Genomic DNA, 14,759 nt, shown 5'->3' with positions numbered 1-14,759 from the left:
TAGCGTAATGTCAGGAATGAAGAGAAAGCCGATCCGCTGGGGCATGGTCGGGGGTGGGCGCGGCAGCCAGATCGGCTATATCCATCGCTCCGCGGCACTCAGGGATAGCATATTCGAACTCGTGGCCGGCGCCTTCGATATCGATCCGGCGCGCGGTCGTGCCTTCGGTGTGGAGCTCGGGCTCGACGAGGCGCGCAGCTATCCGGACTACCTAGCCATGTTTGCGGCGGAGGCCAAGCGGCCAGATGGCATCGAAGCCGTCTCGATCGCGACCCCGAACAACACCCATTTCGCCATTTGCAAGGCGGCGCTGGAGCATGATCTGCATGTCGTCTGCGAGAAGCCGCTTTGTTTCACCGTTGCCGAGGCCGAAGAGCTGAAGGCGCTTTCGCAGGCGCGGAACCGCATCGTCGGTGTCACTTATGGCTATGCTGGGCACCAGATGATCGAGCAGGCGCGGGCTATGGTGAGGAACGGCGATCTTGGGGAAATCCGCATCGTCAACCTGCAGTTTGCCCATGGTTTCCATAGTGCGGCTGTGGAGGAGCTTAACCCGTCCACGCGCTGGCGCGTCGATCCCAAATTCGCGGGTCCGAGCTATGTGCTCGGCGATGTCGGGACGCATCCGCTCTATATCTCGGAAGTCATCCTGCCGCATTTGAAGATCAAGCGCTTGATGTGCACACGCCAGAGCTTCGTCAAAAGCCGGGCGCCGCTTGAGGACAATGCCGTGACCCTGATGGAATATGACAACGGCGCGCTCGCGACCGTCTGGTCGAGCGCCGTCAATGCCGGCTCCATGCATGGCCAGAAGGTCCGCATCGTCGGATCGAAGGCGAGCATTGAGTGGTGGGATGAGCGCCCCAACCAGCTTTCCTATGAGATCCAGGGCGAGCCGGTGCGTGTCCTTGAACGGGGCATGGATTATCTTTATCCGGAGGCCCGGATCGACGACCGCATCGGCGGCGGCCATCCGGAAGGCCTGTTCGAAGCCTGGGCCAATCTTTACCGCCGTTTCGGCTTTGCCATCGACGGACAGCGCGGTCTCGCGCCAGCCGGAATGGAGGAGCTCGGTTTCCCCGATGTCCATGCCGGCCTTGAGGGCGTGCGATGGGTCGAGAATTGCGTGCGCTCCGCTGATGCCGGCGCCGTCTGGGTAGACTACGAATAACGCTATCAAATGAACGACAAAGGCCGCCAGGGTAACCATGGCGGCCTTTGTTTTTTCTCAAGCTGTCTTGGCGAAGCCGGCTCAGTCCGCCTTGGCGCGCCGTGCCGGGAACAGGATGATGTCGCGGATCGACGGGGAGTTGGTGAGCAGCATGATCAGGCGGTCGACACCGATGCCGAGGCCGCCGGCGGGCGGCATGCCCTGGTCGATGGCGTCGAGGAATTCCTCGTCCAGTTCCTTCTGCTTCTCGCCGCGCGCATGTGCCTGTTCGAGCTGCTCGACCATGCGGGCGCGCTGCTCTTCCGGATCGTTGAGTTCCGAGAAGGCGTTGCCGAGTTCCCAGGCATTGCAATAGGTCTCGAAGCGCTCGACGAGGCGCGGCTCGCCCGGCACTTCCTTGGCGAAGGGCGAGATGTCCTTCGGGAAATGCGTGACGTGCGATGGCTGGATCAGCGTGCCCTCGACCTTTTCTTCGAAAATGAAGGCGAGGCATTCGCCCCAGGTGGCGTCCTTCTCGACGGCGAAGCCAGCGGCCTTGGAGGCGGCGCGGGCTTCCTCGTCGGTCTTGATCGCCAGGAAGTCGATGCCGGTTGCTTCCTTGACGGCGTCGGGCATCGGCACGCGGCGGAACGGACCCTTGAAGGAGATCTGCTTGTCGCCGAAGGCGAATTCGGTGCTGCCGTGGATCGACATGGCGAGCGTCGAGAACAGGCGCTCGACGAGGTCCATGATGTCCTCGTAGTCGGCGTAGGCCCAGTAGCACTCCATCATGGTGAATTCGGGATTGTGCCGGGTGGAGACGCCTTCGTTGCGGAAGTTGCGGTTGATTTCGAACACCTTGTCGGTGAGGCCCGAAACCAGTGTGCGCTTCAGGAACAGTTCCGGCGCGATGCGCAGATACATGTCGAGCTTCAGCGTGTTGTGATGCGTCTTGAACGGCTCGGCGGTGGCGCCGCCATAGACCGAATGCAGCATCGGCGTCTCGACTTCCATGAAGCCGTCTTCTTCCATGAAGCGACGGATACCGGAGACGATGCGGCTGCGCTGCTGGAAGCGGAGCTTCGATTCCTCGTTGGTCATGATATCGAGATGGCGCTTGCGGTAGCGCAGCTCGATATCGGAGAGGCCGTGCCACTTCTCGGGCATCGGCAGCAGCGACTTGGTCAGCATGGTGATCTGCTGCGCGTTGATCGTCAGCTCGCCGCGCTTGGTGCGGCGGACGATACCGGTGATGCCGATGATGTCGCCGATATCGATCATCGGTAGCAGGGCGCGGGCCTCTTCGCCGGTGACGTCCTTGTGGCTGAAGATCTGGATCTTGCCCGAGGCGTCATGGATATCCATGAACATGCCGGAATTGCGCGACGAGTAGACGCGGCCGGCAACAGTGACGACATCGGTCGTTTCGATGTCCGGCTCCAGGCCTTCATATTTCGCCGTCAGCTCGGCATTGGTCAGCGTCCGGTGAAAATGCGCCGGATAGACGTCGCCGATCTTTTCGCGCAGCAGCTTGAGCTTCTGGGCGCGAACTTCCGTTGCGTCGGAGGAGAGGGCTGATGTTTCGGTCTTGTCGTTCATGGTTCTACGTCCGGTTCAGTTCTTCGGGCCGACGAGGGTCGCAACGGTCTGGGCGGCAAGTTTCAGCCGCTGGCGCACGACGGAGCGGCCAAGGATCGCCATGCTATCGAAAAGCGGCAGCGAGCGCGAGGAGCCCGATACGGCGACGAAAAGCGGCGCGACGATGACCTTCAGCTTCTTGCCCATGCGGTCGGCGATGGCGCGCAGTTCGGCTTCGATCGTCTCGACATTCCATTCGAGGATCTTTTCGAGGTCCGGCTGCACCGTGTTCAAGATGTCCAGCAGCTCTTCCGGCGTCGACTTGATCTTGGCAAAGGCCGAGGGATCGAGATTGAGGTCGGACTTGAACAGGAAGCCGGTGAGATCCGGCAGCTCGCCAAGCTTGGAGATGCGCGACTGCGACAGCTTCAGGCCTTCCTGCAGGCGGCTGTTTTCCATCGCCCAGGTCAGCACCCGCTGCTGGAATTCTTCTTCCGAGAGCTTTTCGCGGATCCAGCGGCCGTTCAGCCAGTCGAGCTTCTGGATATCGAAGATCGCGCCGGCCTTGGAGAGGTTTTCCGGATCGAACTTTGCCGCCAGCTCGTCCATGGTCAGCAGCTCGTCACCTTCTGCAATCTGGATGAAGAACAAGCCGAGGAAATTCATCAGCGCTTCGGGGATATAGCCGAGAGCGGTGTAATAGGAGATCGAGGTCGGGTTCTTGCGCTTCGACAGTTTCGACTTGTCGGCGTTGCGCATCAGCGACAGGTGCATGAAGACCGGTGGTTCGAGGCCGAGATAGCGGTAGATCAGGATGTGTTTCGGAACCGAGGCGAGCCATTCCTCGCCGCGCGCCACATGGGTGATCTTCATCAGATGGTCGTCGACGACGTTGGCCATGTGGTAAGTTGGCATGCCGTCGGCCTTGAGCAGAACCTGCATGTCCACGGCATCCCACGGGATTTCGACGTCGCCATAGACGCCGTCATGGAACTTGCAGGAACCTTCGGTCGGGATCTTCATACGCACGACATGCGGCTCGCCGGCGGCAACGCGCGTGGAGACTTCCTCGGCCGAAAGGTTCAAACAGAGCCCGTCATACTTCGGCGGCAGGCCGGCGGCGCGCTGGGCGGCGCGCATCTGTTCCAGACGCTCGGGCGTGCAGAAGCAGCGAAAGCCGTGACCGGCATCGACGATCTTCTCGACATAGGGCTTGTAGAGGTCCTTGCGGTCACTCTGGCGATAGGGGCCGTAGGGGCCGCCGATATCGGGACCTTCCGACCATTCGAGGCCGCACCACTTCAGCGCATCGAGCACCTTGGTCTCGAATTCCGGCGTCGAGCGCGTCGCGTCGGTGTCTTCGATGCGCAGGATGAACTCGCCGCCATGCTTCTTGGCGAAGAGATAATTGAACAGCGCAATATAGGCGGTGCCGACATGGGGCTCGCCGGTCGGGGAGGGTGCGATGCGGACGCGAACGCCTGAAGTGGTCATTTTGTTTGCCCGTCAGAAAAAGCCAGGCCGCTGCGTGGGATAAGCGCTGCCCGGCTGGAAATGTTTATCTGGATCAGGAAACCGGCCGGAAAAGGGCGTCTTGCCGCTTCAATTCCGCGTTTTCCGTTTGGGTGGCCTTAGGCCATATTCAATGGATGACGTCAAGGGAAAGTGCGTCCCGACACGGTGCGGACGCACGCGCGGTGTCGTCCCGTGGCTTCGGCCATCACCATGTCTTCGCCTATTTCCATTCGGAAAAACCGGAATAGAAAGGCGGACATATTATTTTTATTTGCAATTTCTGCGACAGTGGCAGAATGGGTCCTCAATTCACCACTGGGAGAAAGCGATGAAGAAATTCATTTTGAGCTTTTTATTCGTCGGAACCATGCTCAGTCCTGCCGCCGCCCAATCGACGATCACGCATGATGGTTCGGCCCGTCTTCTCAACAGCTATCGGGCCTATATCGGCTCCGACGACCTTTATAATTCCAAGGGAGAACGCCTGACGCAGCCCTGGCAGATCATCCGGCAGGACCGCGCGAACTACCATGCCTATAGACGCCGCGACCGGGGCGACCAGGGTGACAATTTCTTTTCGGACCCCGCCAACCGCCAGCGCCTGGAGGCGATGCTTGCAAGTGGCGCTATCACCGACGCCGCCGCAAACGACATCGTTCGCGGCAACGTATGGATCAGGGTCGAGATTTACGGTCGGGGCAACATCGGCGAATGGGTCGACGTCCACGTCGAGGAGTGAGCGCCGCACCCATTTGCGGGTGCGGACCTTTTCCTCAATGCCCGCCCGCCACCTTTTTCCGCTTGTTGCGCACCACCATGTTCAGCACTTCGACGGCGGCCGAGAAGGCCATGGCGGTATAGACGTAGCCCTTGGGAACGTGGAAGCCCATGCCTTCGGCAATCAGCGTCGTGCCGATCATCAGCAGGAAGGCCAGCGCCAGCATGACGATGGTGGGGTTCTTCTCGATGAAATTGGCAAGCGGGTTGGCGGCCACCAGCATGACGGTAACGGCGGCGATGACGGCAACGAACATGATCGGCAGATGCGGCGTCATGCCGACGGCGGTGATGATGCTGTCGACCGAGAAGACGAGGTCGAGCAGCAGGATCTGGCCAATGGCGGCGGCAAAGGTCGATGTCGTCGACTTGGCGATGAAGTCCTCACCGTGTTCGGCGGGATCGACATTGTGATGGATTTCCTTCGTGGCCTTCCAGACCAGGAAGAGGCCGCCGCCGATCAGGATCATGTCTTTCCACGAATAGCCGTGGCCGAAAAGTTCGAAGACCGGCGTCGTCAGCTGCACGATCCAGGCGACGGTGCCGAGCAGGGCGAGGCGCATGATGAGCGCGAGGCCGATACCGATCTTACGTGCCTTCTCGCGGTGTTCCGGCGGCAGCTTGTTGGTCAGGATCGAAATGAAGATGAGGTTGTCGATACCGAGGACCACCTCCATGACGACAAGCGTGATCAGCGCAACCCATGCGCTCGGATCCTGCATCAAGCCAACAATGTCCATTAACGATTTCCCTTTGGTCAGCGTTCACCGAACGCTGACCCCCAGCTCCGGCTCTTCAATAATCGTCGGTAATGTAAGGAGCGAATTCACAGGTGCAAGCGGCGGCGCCGTTTTAGTAGACGCCGCAGCTGCTTCTATGCTTTCAGGGGTATCCAGATCTCCGTCACGCCCATGCCGGTTTGAGGGTCGAAACGGTCGTCGTAGCGCTCCATCATGTCGGGCAGGCTGGCGTGCTGGTGACCGGATTGTGGCAGCCAGTCACCGAAGATCTGGTGCACGGTGGCGGAGATACCGGAGATGTGGCCGCGATGCGTGAAGACCGCGTAGCGCTGCTGCGGCAGCTTCAGGGTCGCAAAACCCTCCGGCAGGTCGTCGGCCGCGCTGATCTCGGCGGCGGACATATAGCGGAAGCTTTCGGTCTCGCCTTCAGCCTGGGTGCAGACGCCATAGGCGACATTGCCGACCTGGCCGGGGATGTGGCCGAAATGCTGGTTGAACTTCTGCCAAAGCGAGGGGATCCCCTGCGTGGCCTCGTGGGTATAGGTTTCCGCAAGGCCGGCGAGCAGCATTGCGGGGCGGGTCTCGAAACGCGGCGCGTCGAGCTTGGGGAGGTGGGTGTCGTCCATTCTGATCGGCTCCAGTAAGGTAAGGTTTCTGGCGTGCCCTTGTTTGCGCAAGCCATCCGGCGTCATGCCGAATTGTTCGCGGAAGGCACGGGTGAAAGCCTCATGCGAGCCGTAGCCCGCATCGAGGGCAACCTGGAGAATGGTCGATGAGCTGTCGATCAGCGCAAGCGCGGCTCCGCTAAGGCGCCGGCCCCGGATATAGCCGCTGATCGAATGGCCGGTGGTCAGTCCAAAGACGCGCGACAGATGGTAACGCGACAGGCCGGCCGTGTCGGCGATCTCGTCGAGTGAGATATCGGAGGAAAAATGGCTTTCGATGAACCAAATCGCTCGTCCGATCGCGCTCATGTCTAACTCCCTGGTTGCCGGCCCATTGTTAGGCGTTGACCGGCGATGGGATTTGATCGCGATTGCGGAGTTGATGGCAAGACCTGCGAGCCCTCGGCTGGCCGTCAGGCGCAATCTTTCTGTTTGGAACCATAGGCGGCCAGGAAGACACGCACGGCGCCGCGCACGACATAGTCGATCTCCTCCTTGGAAGGAGGCGCTTCCATGTCGCCGAACAGCCTTAGCTTGAAATAGCCGCCGCTGGCCATTTCGAGAAACTGGCGCGCGGCCATGTCGAAATCCTCGATCTCGACGCTGCCTGCCTCGGCCTTGCGCTCCAGATAGCTACGCAACACGGTACGCAGGTTATCCGGGCCGGTGAAGAAGCGTTGACAGAGAGACGGCATGCGCTCGCGTACCCCGATGACGGTTCGCATGGCGCTGATGATCTTGTCGGATGTGACGTGCGTCGCAAACACCTTGCCGAACTCAAGGAGACTCGACGCGATGTCGGTATCCTCGGCGAGTGCTGCGCGCACGATTTCGACGAAATGCGCGCGTTCGCTGTTCACAATGGCGGAGAACAGGTCTTCCTTGTTGGCGAAGTAGACGTAGAGCGTACCCTTGGAGACGCCAGCTTCGCGCGTGACGTCGTTCATGCTCGCGGCATCGAACCCCATTTTCATGAAGACGCGCTTGGCGCCCTCCAGAATTTGCTGGCGCTTGACCGGATCTTCACCGGCGGCCCATCGTCCACCGGATGCGGGTGCGTTCAAGACGGCGACATTTTGCGGTTCGTGCTTCATGGTCTCCTTACACTCGATCATTTTTGGAGAACCTTAATCAGATTCGCCAAATAAATCGAACTCAGTGGTTCGATGCCACTTGATATGGAGTGGAAAACGATCTATGTCAACTGAACCGAACCGTTCAGTTCGATTATTTTACCCAGATTTTCCGGTGGTAGGGCAATGTCGTCTAGTCATGGTAACAACGTAGCGCGCATCGTCAACGATGCCGCTGATACCGAAATGGAAGCAACGGAAGCTGGCGTATCCGCCGAAGCTCCCGCCGCGGAAACACGCGGCAATCCAGCCCCCGCCCAGGCTGCGCCAGCATCTCCGGCAGAGGTGGCCCCACCGCCCGCCGAGAAGAAGCGGCGCAGCCTGGTTATGCCTATCATCGTCGTTCTGGCGCTCGTCGGCGGCGGCTGGTACGGTTATGACTGGTGGACGACGGGCCGCTTCATGGTTTCCACCGACGACGCCTATATCGAAGGCGACATCGCGACCATCCAGCCGAAGGTCACCGGCTATGTCGCCAAGGTGAATGTCGTCGCCAACCAGCAGGTCAAGACGGGCGACGTGCTCGCCACGCTCGACGACGGCGACTACAGACTGGCGCTGGAACAGGCGCAGGCCTCGCTCGTCACCGAGCAGCTGTCGCTGCACACGATCGACGCGCAGATTGCAGCCGGTCAGGCGACCCTTGCCCAGTCGCAGGCCCAGAAGGTCGCTCTCGAGGCAACCGTACGGGGTGCGCAGATCACCCAGACCCGCGCCGCCGAACTTCAGGCGAAGTCGGTCGGCACCACAGCTTCGCTCGACAGCGCCAATATCGCGCTTGACCAGGCCAAGGCCAATCTCGTCGGTGGCGACGCCGCCATCGCGTCGGCCCAGGCCAATATCAACTTGCTGCAGGCGCAGCGCACCCAGGCCGAGAGCACCATCAAGGGTCTCGAAGCCGCCCGTGACAAGGCTGCCCGCGATCTCTCCTTCACGGTCCTGAAGGCGCCCTATGACGGCGTCGTCGGTAACCGGTCCGTGCAGGAAGGCGATCTCGTCTCTCCCGGCCAGAAGCTGATGGCGATCGTTCCGACCCGCCAGCTCTACATCGACGCCAACTTCAAGGAAACGCAGATCCAGCATCTGGTTCCCGGCTCGAAGGTCAACGTCCAGGTGGACGCCTATAGCGATCATCCGATCGTCGGCACGGTCGAGTCGATTTCGCCGGCGTCCGGCTCGGTCTTCTCGCTGCTGCCGCCGGAAAACGCGACGGGCAACTTTACCAAGATCATCCAGCGCGTGCCGGTTCGCATTGCCCTGCCGCAGGATGCGCTCGATAGCGGTCGCCTGCGCGCCGGCCTGAGTGTCGTTGTCGATGTCGACACCCGCACGGCGCCGGACAAGAAGTAAGCTCGGGAGAGACATATCATGTCGTCGGCCAGCACTACCGCAGGCGCCCCTCCGCGGGCGCCGGCGCCCGCCGTTTCTCCGGCGGACGAACGCATGGACCCAAAGAAGCTCATCGCCTTTCTTGCGATGGTGCTCGGCATGTTCATGTCGATCCTCGACATTCAGATCGTTTCGGCATCGCTCAGCGAAATCCAGGCCGGCCTTAGCGCCGGCTCGGATGAAATCGGCTGGGTGCAGACCGCCTATCTGATCGCCGAAGTCATCATGATCCCATTGTCGGGAACGCTGGCGCGCATCATCTCGACGCGTTACCTCTTCGCGATCTCCGCGGCTGGTTTCACCATGGCCAGCGCGCTCGCGGCAACCGCCACCAATATCGACCAGATGATCGTCTATCGCGCGCTGCAGGGCTTCATTGGCGGCGGTATGATCCCCTCGGTCTTTGCGGCCGCGTTTACCATTTTCCCGCCGTCGAAGCGCAATATCGTCTCGCCGATCATCGGCCTGATCGCGACGCTGGCGCCGACCATCGGCCCGACCGTCGGTGGCTATCTTTCGAATGCCTTCTCCTGGCACTGGCTGTTCCTGGTCAACATTCCGCCGGGCATCGTCGTTGCCATCGTCACCTGGAACTACATCGACTTCGACAAGCCCGAGCTGTCGTTGATGAAGAAGTTTGACTGGTGGGGGCTGATCTCCATGGGCGTCTTCCTTGGCGCGCTGGAATATGTGCTGGAAGAAGGCAACACCAACGACTGGTTCAACGACAGCTACATCACCATTGCGGCCATCGCCTCCGGCATCGGCGCGGTCATCTTCTTCTACCGTGCTTTCTCGGTGGATTTCCCGGTGGTGGACCTCAAGGCTTTCGCCAACAAGAACTTCTCCTTCGGCTCGGTGTTCTCCTTCGTGATGGGCATCGGTCTTTATGGCCTGACCTATATCTATCCGCTCTATCTCGCTCGCATTCGTGGTTACGATTCGCTGCAGATCGGCGAGACGATGTTCGTGTCGGGCCTGACGATGTTCTTCACGGCGCCGCTTGCCGGTTTCCTGTCGAGCAAGCTCGATCTGCGCATCATGATGGTCATCGGTTTCACCAGCTTCTCGGCCGGCACCTACATCATGATGCATCTGACGACGGATTGGGATTTCTACGAGCTGCTGATCCCGCAGATCCTGCGCGGCTTCGGGCTGATGCTCTGCATGGTGCCGATCAACAATATTGCGCTCGGAACCATGCCGCCCGCTCGCATGCGGGGCGCATCCGGCCTGTTCAACCTGACGCGTAACCTCGGCGGCGCCGTCGGCCTTGCCATCATCAACACGCTTCTGACGAACCGCCAGGATCTGCATTACTTCAATCTGCGCGACAACATCCAATGGGGCAACCAGGCGGCTGTGGCCCAGTTGAACAATATGGCCACCAGCTTCACCGCCTCGGGCCTGGACGGCCAGCAGGCCGCGCTCAGGCAGATGGTCAATATGACGACGCAGCAGGCGATGATCATGTCCTTCAGCGATATCTTCCTGATGCTGACGATCCTGTTCCTGGCGATGATCCTCGGCGTACTGATGCTGAGCAAGCCGAAGGCGGCGGGTGGCGGCGGTGGCGGAGGCCATTGATCTCGTCTTGCCTTCTTGCAATGAATGGGCTCCTCACATCGAGGAGCCCTTTTTCGTTGTGGCGATCGACAGGAAAATATCAGGGCAAAAAAATTTCTGATTTACGTACATCAAAAATGGCGTTAAGCATCTCGTCAGGAGGAGCTGATGAGACCCACTGTGTACGATATCGCCGCTGCCGCGGGTGTCAGCCTTGCGACCGTGGATCGGGTGCTGAACCAGCGCCCGGGCGTGCGCATCGTCACGCGCGAGAAGGTGGAAGCGGCGATCCGCGACATCGGCTATGTGCGCGACGTGGCGGCGGCCAATCTTGCCAAGGGTCGTGTCTATCCGCTGGTCTTCATCCTGCCAACCGGCGATAATTCCTTCATGCACGGCCTTTACGCCGAGGTGCGCCAGGCGATGACGCGTTCGTCTCTCGAGCGCACTGAGATCCGTATTGTCGAAGTGCCTGCCTTCGATCCGCCGGCGCTGGTGGCCGCACTCGATGCGTTGCGAGGGCAGGATGTTGCCGGCGTGGCGCTGGTGGCGACCGATGCGCCGGAGGTGCGCGCCGCCGTTGACCGGCTGGTGGATGCGCGCATTCCCGTCGTCACCCTCGTTTCCGATCTCACCGGTTCCGCGCGGCATCACTATGCCGGCGTCGACAATATTGCCGCCGGCCGGACGGCAGCCCGGTTGCTTGGCCGGTTTCTTGGTGGACGCCAAGGTGACATCACCGTGCTTGCCGGTTCCATGCTGGTGCGCGACCATCGCGAGCGTCTCGAAGGATTTGCCGCTGTGATGGCGGCGGAGTTTCCGCAATTGCGGCTGCTGCCAGTGCTTGAAGGCCGCGACGATCCGGAGATCACCAGCGGGCTGGTCTCTAAGGCGCTTGCGGGCAGCAAGGAGATCATCGGTGTCTACAGTCTCGGTGCCGGTAATCGCGGCCTGATCAGGGCGCTGAAGGCGACCGGGCAGGGGCGTGGCCTGACGGTGGTGGCGCATGAACTCACCGAGCATACGCGCGCGGCGCTGCAGGATGGCACGATCGATGCCGTGCTCAACCAGGATGCCGGCCATGAGGTGCGCAGCGCCATCCGCGTCCTGAAGGCGACGGCGGACGGCCAGGGCTTCATTGCCGGCCAGGAGCGCATACGCCTCGACATTTTCGTGAAGGACAATCTGCCTTGATCATCAAGACCAGCGGCGGACTCTAGGGAGTATTATCAAATGTATTTGGGTCTCGATCTCGGAACGTCCGGCGTCAAGGCGATGCTGATCGACGGTGACCAGAAGATCATCGGCTCGGCCAATGGCGGGCTCGACGTGTCGCGTCCGCATCCGGGCTGGTCGGAGCAGGAGCCGTCGCACTGGATCCGCGCCACCGAAGAGGCGGTCGCCGGTCTGAGGGCATCGCATCCGAAGGAGCTGGCAGCCGTGCGCGGCATCGGGCTTTCCGGCCAGATGCATGGCGCGACGCTGCTCGATGCCGACGACAAGGTGCTGCGGCCCTGCATCCTCTGGAACGATACGCGCAGCTATCATGAAGCCGCGGCCCTCGACGCCGATCCGCGTTTCCGGGCGCTCACCGGCAATATCGTCTTTCCCGGCTTCACCGCGCCGAAGCTCGCCTGGGTCGCCAAGCATGAGCCGGATGTTTTTGCCAAGGTGCGCTGGGTACTGTTGCCGAAGGACTATCTGCGCCTGTGGCTGACGGGTGAACACATTTCGGAAATGTCGGATTCCGCCGGCACCTCCTGGCTCGACACCGGCAAGCGCAAATGGTCGTCCGAGCTGCTGGCCGCGACCGATCTCGATGAAAAGCAGATGCCGACCCTGGTCGAGGGCACGGACGCCGCTGGCAAGTTGCGCGGCGAACTGGCCTCGAAATGGGGTATTGCCGGCGACGTCGTCGTGGCTGGCGGCGCTGGTGATAACGCCGCTTCCGCCTGCGGCATGGGCACGGTTAGCCATGGCGCCGCCTTCGTTTCGCTCGGGACCTCGGGCGTGCTCTTTGCCGCCAATGGATCCTACCTGCCGAAGCCGGAAAGCGCCGTGCATGCCTTCTGCCACGCGCTACCGAACACCTGGCACCAGATGGGTGTCATCCTGTCGGCGACCGACGCGCTGAACTGGCATTCGGGCGTCACCGGCAAATCCGCCGCCGATCTTACCGGTGAGCTGGGCGAGGCGCTGAAGGCGCCGTCGAGCGTCACCTTCCTTCCCTATCTCTCGGGCGAGCGCACGCCGCACAATGACGCGACCATCCGCGGCGCCTTCATTGGTCTTGGCCATGAGAGCGGCCGCGCCGTGCTGACGCAGGCGGTGCTGGAAGGCGTCAGCTTCGCCATCCGGGACAATCTCGAAGCATTGCGCTCGGCCGGCACCGACATTGCTCGCGTCACGGCCATCGGCGGCGGTTCGCGCTCGCGCTACTGGCTGGCCTCGATCGCGACAGCACTGGGCGTTCCTGTCGACCTGCCGGCCGACGGCGATTTCGGCGCAGCCTTTGGTGCTGCCCGTCTTGGCCTGATCGCGGCGACGGGTGCCGATCCGGTCGCCGTATGCTCGACTCCGGAAACGGCCGGCACGATCGAGCCGGTTACCGCGCTGACCGGCGCTTACGAGGATGCTTACAAGCGTTACCGCGCGCTCTATCCGGCGATTAAGCCGCTGAGCGCGCATTGAAATATCGTGGCCTAAAGCCCCTCATCCGCCCTGTCGGGCACCTTCTCCCCGTTTTGACGGGGAGAAGGGGATAGACGCACCATCACCGTCCCTCTCATCACCGGTTTAGGAGAGGGTACAGAGGTCGTCCCCTCTCCCCGCTTGCGGGGAGAGGGCTAGGGTGAGGGGCAGGGCTGCACGGAATGAATAACAATACTGAAATACTCAAAACTCTGAGGAGACAGGACATGAACACCGGATTTTTCGGCGATATCGCCAAGGTTAAATACGAAGGCCCTGACAGCACCAATCCGCTGGCCTTCCGCCACTACAACAAGGATGAAGTGGTTCTCGGCAAGCGCATGGAAGACCATCTGCGGTTTGCCGTCGCCTACTGGCACACTTTCACCTGGCCGGGTGGCGACCCCTTCGGCGGACAGACCTTCCTGCGTCCCTGGTTCAACGAGACGATGGAAGCCGCCAAGCTGAAGGCCGACGTCGCCTTCGAATTCTTCACCCTGCTTGGCTCGCCCTATTACTGCTTCCACGACGCCGACGTGCGCCCGGAAGGCAAGAATTTCGCCGAGAACACCAAGAACCTCAATGAGATCGTCGACTATTTCGCGCAGAAGCAGGCCGATACCGGCGTCAAGCTGTTGTGGGGCACGGCGAACCTCTTCTCCAACCGCCGCTTCATGTCGGGTGCTGCGACCAATCCGGATCCGGATGTCTTCGCTTTCTCGGCCGCGACTGTGAAGACCTGCATGGACGCGACGCATAAGCTCGGTGGCGAGAATTACGTTCTCTGGGGCGGCCGCGAAGGCTATGAAACCCTGCTCAACACCGACCTGAAGCGCGAACTCGACCAGATGGGCCGCTTCCTCAATCTCGTGGTCGAGTACAAGCACAAGATCGGCTTCAAGGGCGCGATCCTGATCGAGCCGAAGCCGCAGGAGCCGACCAAGCATCAGTACGACTACGACGTCGCGACCGTCTACGGCTTCCTGAAGAAGAACGGCCTCGAAAACGAAGTGAAACTCAACATCGAGCAGGGCCACGCGATCCTTGCCGGCCATTCCTTCGAGCACGAGCTGGCGCTTGCCAACGCACTCGGTATCTTCGGCTCGATCGACATGAACCGCAACGACTACCAGTCCGGCTGGGATACCGACCAGTTCCCGAACAATGTTCCGGAAATGTCGCTGGCCTATTACCAGGTCCTGGCAGGCGGCGGCTTCACCAGCGGCGGCACCAACTTCGACTCGAAGCTGCGCCGTCAGTCGCTCGATCCGGCAGACCTGCTGATCGGCCATATCGGTGGCATGGATTGCTGCGCCCGTGGTCTGAAGGCAGCCGCCAAGATGATCGAGGACAAGGCCCTGTCGCAGCCGCTCGCCAACCGTTACGCCGGCTGGGATTCGGCAGAAAGCCAGAAGCTGCTCCGCGGCGAATACTCGCTCGACCAGATCGCACAGTGGGTCGAGGCCAAGGACATCAACCCGCAGCCGAAGTCCGGTAAGCAGGAACTGCTGGAAAACATCGTCAACCGTTACGTTTGATGGATCGACGACATGCG

At 61.2% G+C, this 14,759-nt stretch carries 12 protein-coding genes; 7 read left to right on the top strand and 5 right to left on the bottom strand.

The window, feature by feature from the left end:
- The first annotated feature begins 7 nt into the window (after nt 1-7).
- Nucleotides 8-1,171 carry a Gfo/Idh/MocA family protein gene (locus AC1RO0_RS07575; protein ID WP_498592242.1) on the top strand — a complete coding sequence of 388 codons (1,164 nt, stop codon included), beginning with the start codon at nt 8-10 and terminating at the stop codon, nt 1,169-1,171.
- An 81-nt stretch (nt 1,172-1,252) separates the two neighbouring features.
- On the opposite strand, the gene lysS is transcribed toward AC1RO0_RS07575, so the two are convergent.
- Together lysS and gltX are read right to left on the bottom strand one after the other, a co-directional pair.
- Nucleotides 1,253-2,749, bottom strand: coding sequence for a lysine--tRNA ligase (gene lysS / locus AC1RO0_RS07570; protein ID WP_498592241.1), 1,497 nt, complete (start codon nt 2,747-2,749; stop codon nt 1,253-1,255).
- Between the two features lie 15 nt (nt 2,750-2,764).
- Nucleotides 2,765-4,222: a glutamate--tRNA ligase gene (gene gltX, locus AC1RO0_RS07565; RefSeq protein WP_498592240.1), complete on the bottom strand. Its 1,458-nt coding sequence runs from the start codon at nt 4,220-4,222 to the stop codon at nt 2,765-2,767.
- A gap of 349 nt (nt 4,223-4,571) precedes the next feature.
- Between gltX and AC1RO0_RS07560 the strand changes: the two genes are divergently transcribed.
- Nucleotides 4,572-4,982 carry a hypothetical protein gene (locus AC1RO0_RS07560; RefSeq protein ID WP_498592239.1) on the top strand — a complete coding sequence of 137 codons (411 nt, stop codon included), beginning with the start codon at nt 4,572-4,574 and terminating at the stop codon, nt 4,980-4,982.
- Nucleotides 4,983-5,016: 34 nt separating this feature from the next.
- On the opposite strand, the gene AC1RO0_RS07555 is transcribed toward AC1RO0_RS07560, so the two are convergent.
- The 3 genes from AC1RO0_RS07555 to AC1RO0_RS07545 all read right to left on the bottom strand — a co-directional run bounded on the left by AC1RO0_RS07555 (nt 5,017) and on the right by AC1RO0_RS07545 (nt 7,519).
- Nucleotides 5,017-5,760 (bottom strand): TerC family protein, encoded by a 744-nt coding sequence (locus AC1RO0_RS07555; protein WP_498592238.1) that lies wholly within the window; start codon nt 5,758-5,760, stop codon nt 5,017-5,019.
- 134 nt (nt 5,761-5,894) lie between these two features.
- Nucleotides 5,895-6,734, bottom strand: coding sequence for a GyrI-like domain-containing protein (locus AC1RO0_RS07550; RefSeq protein ID WP_498592237.1), 840 nt, complete (start codon nt 6,732-6,734; stop codon nt 5,895-5,897).
- Between the two features lie 104 nt (nt 6,735-6,838).
- Nucleotides 6,839-7,519 carry a TetR/AcrR family transcriptional regulator C-terminal domain-containing protein gene (locus AC1RO0_RS07545; RefSeq protein WP_498592236.1) on the bottom strand — a complete coding sequence of 227 codons (681 nt, stop codon included), beginning with the start codon at nt 7,517-7,519 and terminating at the stop codon, nt 6,839-6,841.
- Between the two features lie 165 nt (nt 7,520-7,684).
- Here AC1RO0_RS07545 and AC1RO0_RS07540 point away from each other — a divergent pair, with 165 nt between their 5' ends.
- The 5 genes from AC1RO0_RS07540 (at nt 7,685) to xylA (ending at nt 14,742) form a co-directional block, all read left to right on the top strand.
- Entirely contained in the window at nt 7,685-8,908 is a 1,224-nt protein-coding gene (locus AC1RO0_RS07540; protein ID WP_498592235.1) for an HlyD family secretion protein, read from the top strand.
- Nucleotides 8,909-8,926: 18 nt separating this feature from the next.
- Nucleotides 8,927-10,534: a DHA2 family efflux MFS transporter permease subunit gene (locus tag AC1RO0_RS07535; protein ID WP_498592234.1), complete on the top strand. Its 1,608-nt coding sequence runs from the start codon at nt 8,927-8,929 to the stop codon at nt 10,532-10,534.
- A 147-nt stretch (nt 10,535-10,681) separates the two neighbouring features.
- Complete coding sequence (locus tag AC1RO0_RS07530) at nt 10,682-11,707, top strand: LacI family DNA-binding transcriptional regulator (protein WP_498592233.1); 1,026 nt, start codon at nt 10,682-10,684, stop codon at nt 11,705-11,707.
- Nucleotides 11,708-11,746: 39 nt separating this feature from the next.
- A complete protein-coding gene (gene xylB / locus AC1RO0_RS07525; protein ID WP_498592232.1) occupies nt 11,747-13,204 on the top strand; it encodes a xylulokinase in 1,458 nt (485 codons plus the stop codon).
- A 227-nt stretch (nt 13,205-13,431) separates the two neighbouring features.
- Nucleotides 13,432-14,742 carry a xylose isomerase gene (xylA, locus tag AC1RO0_RS07520; RefSeq protein ID WP_498592231.1) on the top strand — a complete coding sequence of 437 codons (1,311 nt, stop codon included), beginning with the start codon at nt 13,432-13,434 and terminating at the stop codon, nt 14,740-14,742.
- The last annotated feature ends 17 nt before the right edge of the window (nt 14,743-14,759 follow it).

This window comes from Rhizobium sp. GW821-FHT14E12 (genome assembly GCF_058803745.1).
Note: the sequence above shows the minus strand (reverse complement) of the source record. Positions and strands in the feature narration are given on the sequence as shown.

Bases quoted from the DNA above. Each gene is read 5' to 3' on its own strand.
- AC1RO0_RS07575 (WP_498592242.1), top strand. From the start codon at position 8: ATGTCAGGAATGAAGAGAAAGCCGATCCGCTGGGGCATGGTCGGGGGT.
- lysS (WP_498592241.1), bottom strand. From the start codon at position 2,749: ATGAACGACAAGACCGAAACATCAGCCCTCTCCTCCGACGCAACGGAA.
- gltX (WP_498592240.1), bottom strand. From the start codon at position 4,222: ATGACCACTTCAGGCGTTCGCGTCCGCATCGCACCCTCCCCGACCGGC.
- AC1RO0_RS07560 (WP_498592239.1), top strand. From the start codon at position 4,572: ATGAAGAAATTCATTTTGAGCTTTTTATTCGTCGGAACCATGCTCAGT.
- AC1RO0_RS07555 (WP_498592238.1), bottom strand. From the start codon at position 5,760: ATGGACATTGTTGGCTTGATGCAGGATCCGAGCGCATGGGTTGCGCTG.
- AC1RO0_RS07550 (WP_498592237.1), bottom strand. From the start codon at position 6,734: ATGAGCGCGATCGGACGAGCGATTTGGTTCATCGAAAGCCATTTTTCC.
- AC1RO0_RS07545 (WP_498592236.1), bottom strand. From the start codon at position 7,519: ATGAAGCACGAACCGCAAAATGTCGCCGTCTTGAACGCACCCGCATCC.
- AC1RO0_RS07540 (WP_498592235.1), top strand. From the start codon at position 7,685: ATGTCGTCTAGTCATGGTAACAACGTAGCGCGCATCGTCAACGATGCC.
- AC1RO0_RS07535 (WP_498592234.1), top strand. From the start codon at position 8,927: ATGTCGTCGGCCAGCACTACCGCAGGCGCCCCTCCGCGGGCGCCGGCG.
- AC1RO0_RS07530 (WP_498592233.1), top strand. From the start codon at position 10,682: ATGAGACCCACTGTGTACGATATCGCCGCTGCCGCGGGTGTCAGCCTT.
- xylB (WP_498592232.1), top strand. From the start codon at position 11,747: ATGTATTTGGGTCTCGATCTCGGAACGTCCGGCGTCAAGGCGATGCTG.
- xylA (WP_498592231.1), top strand. From the start codon at position 13,432: ATGAACACCGGATTTTTCGGCGATATCGCCAAGGTTAAATACGAAGGC.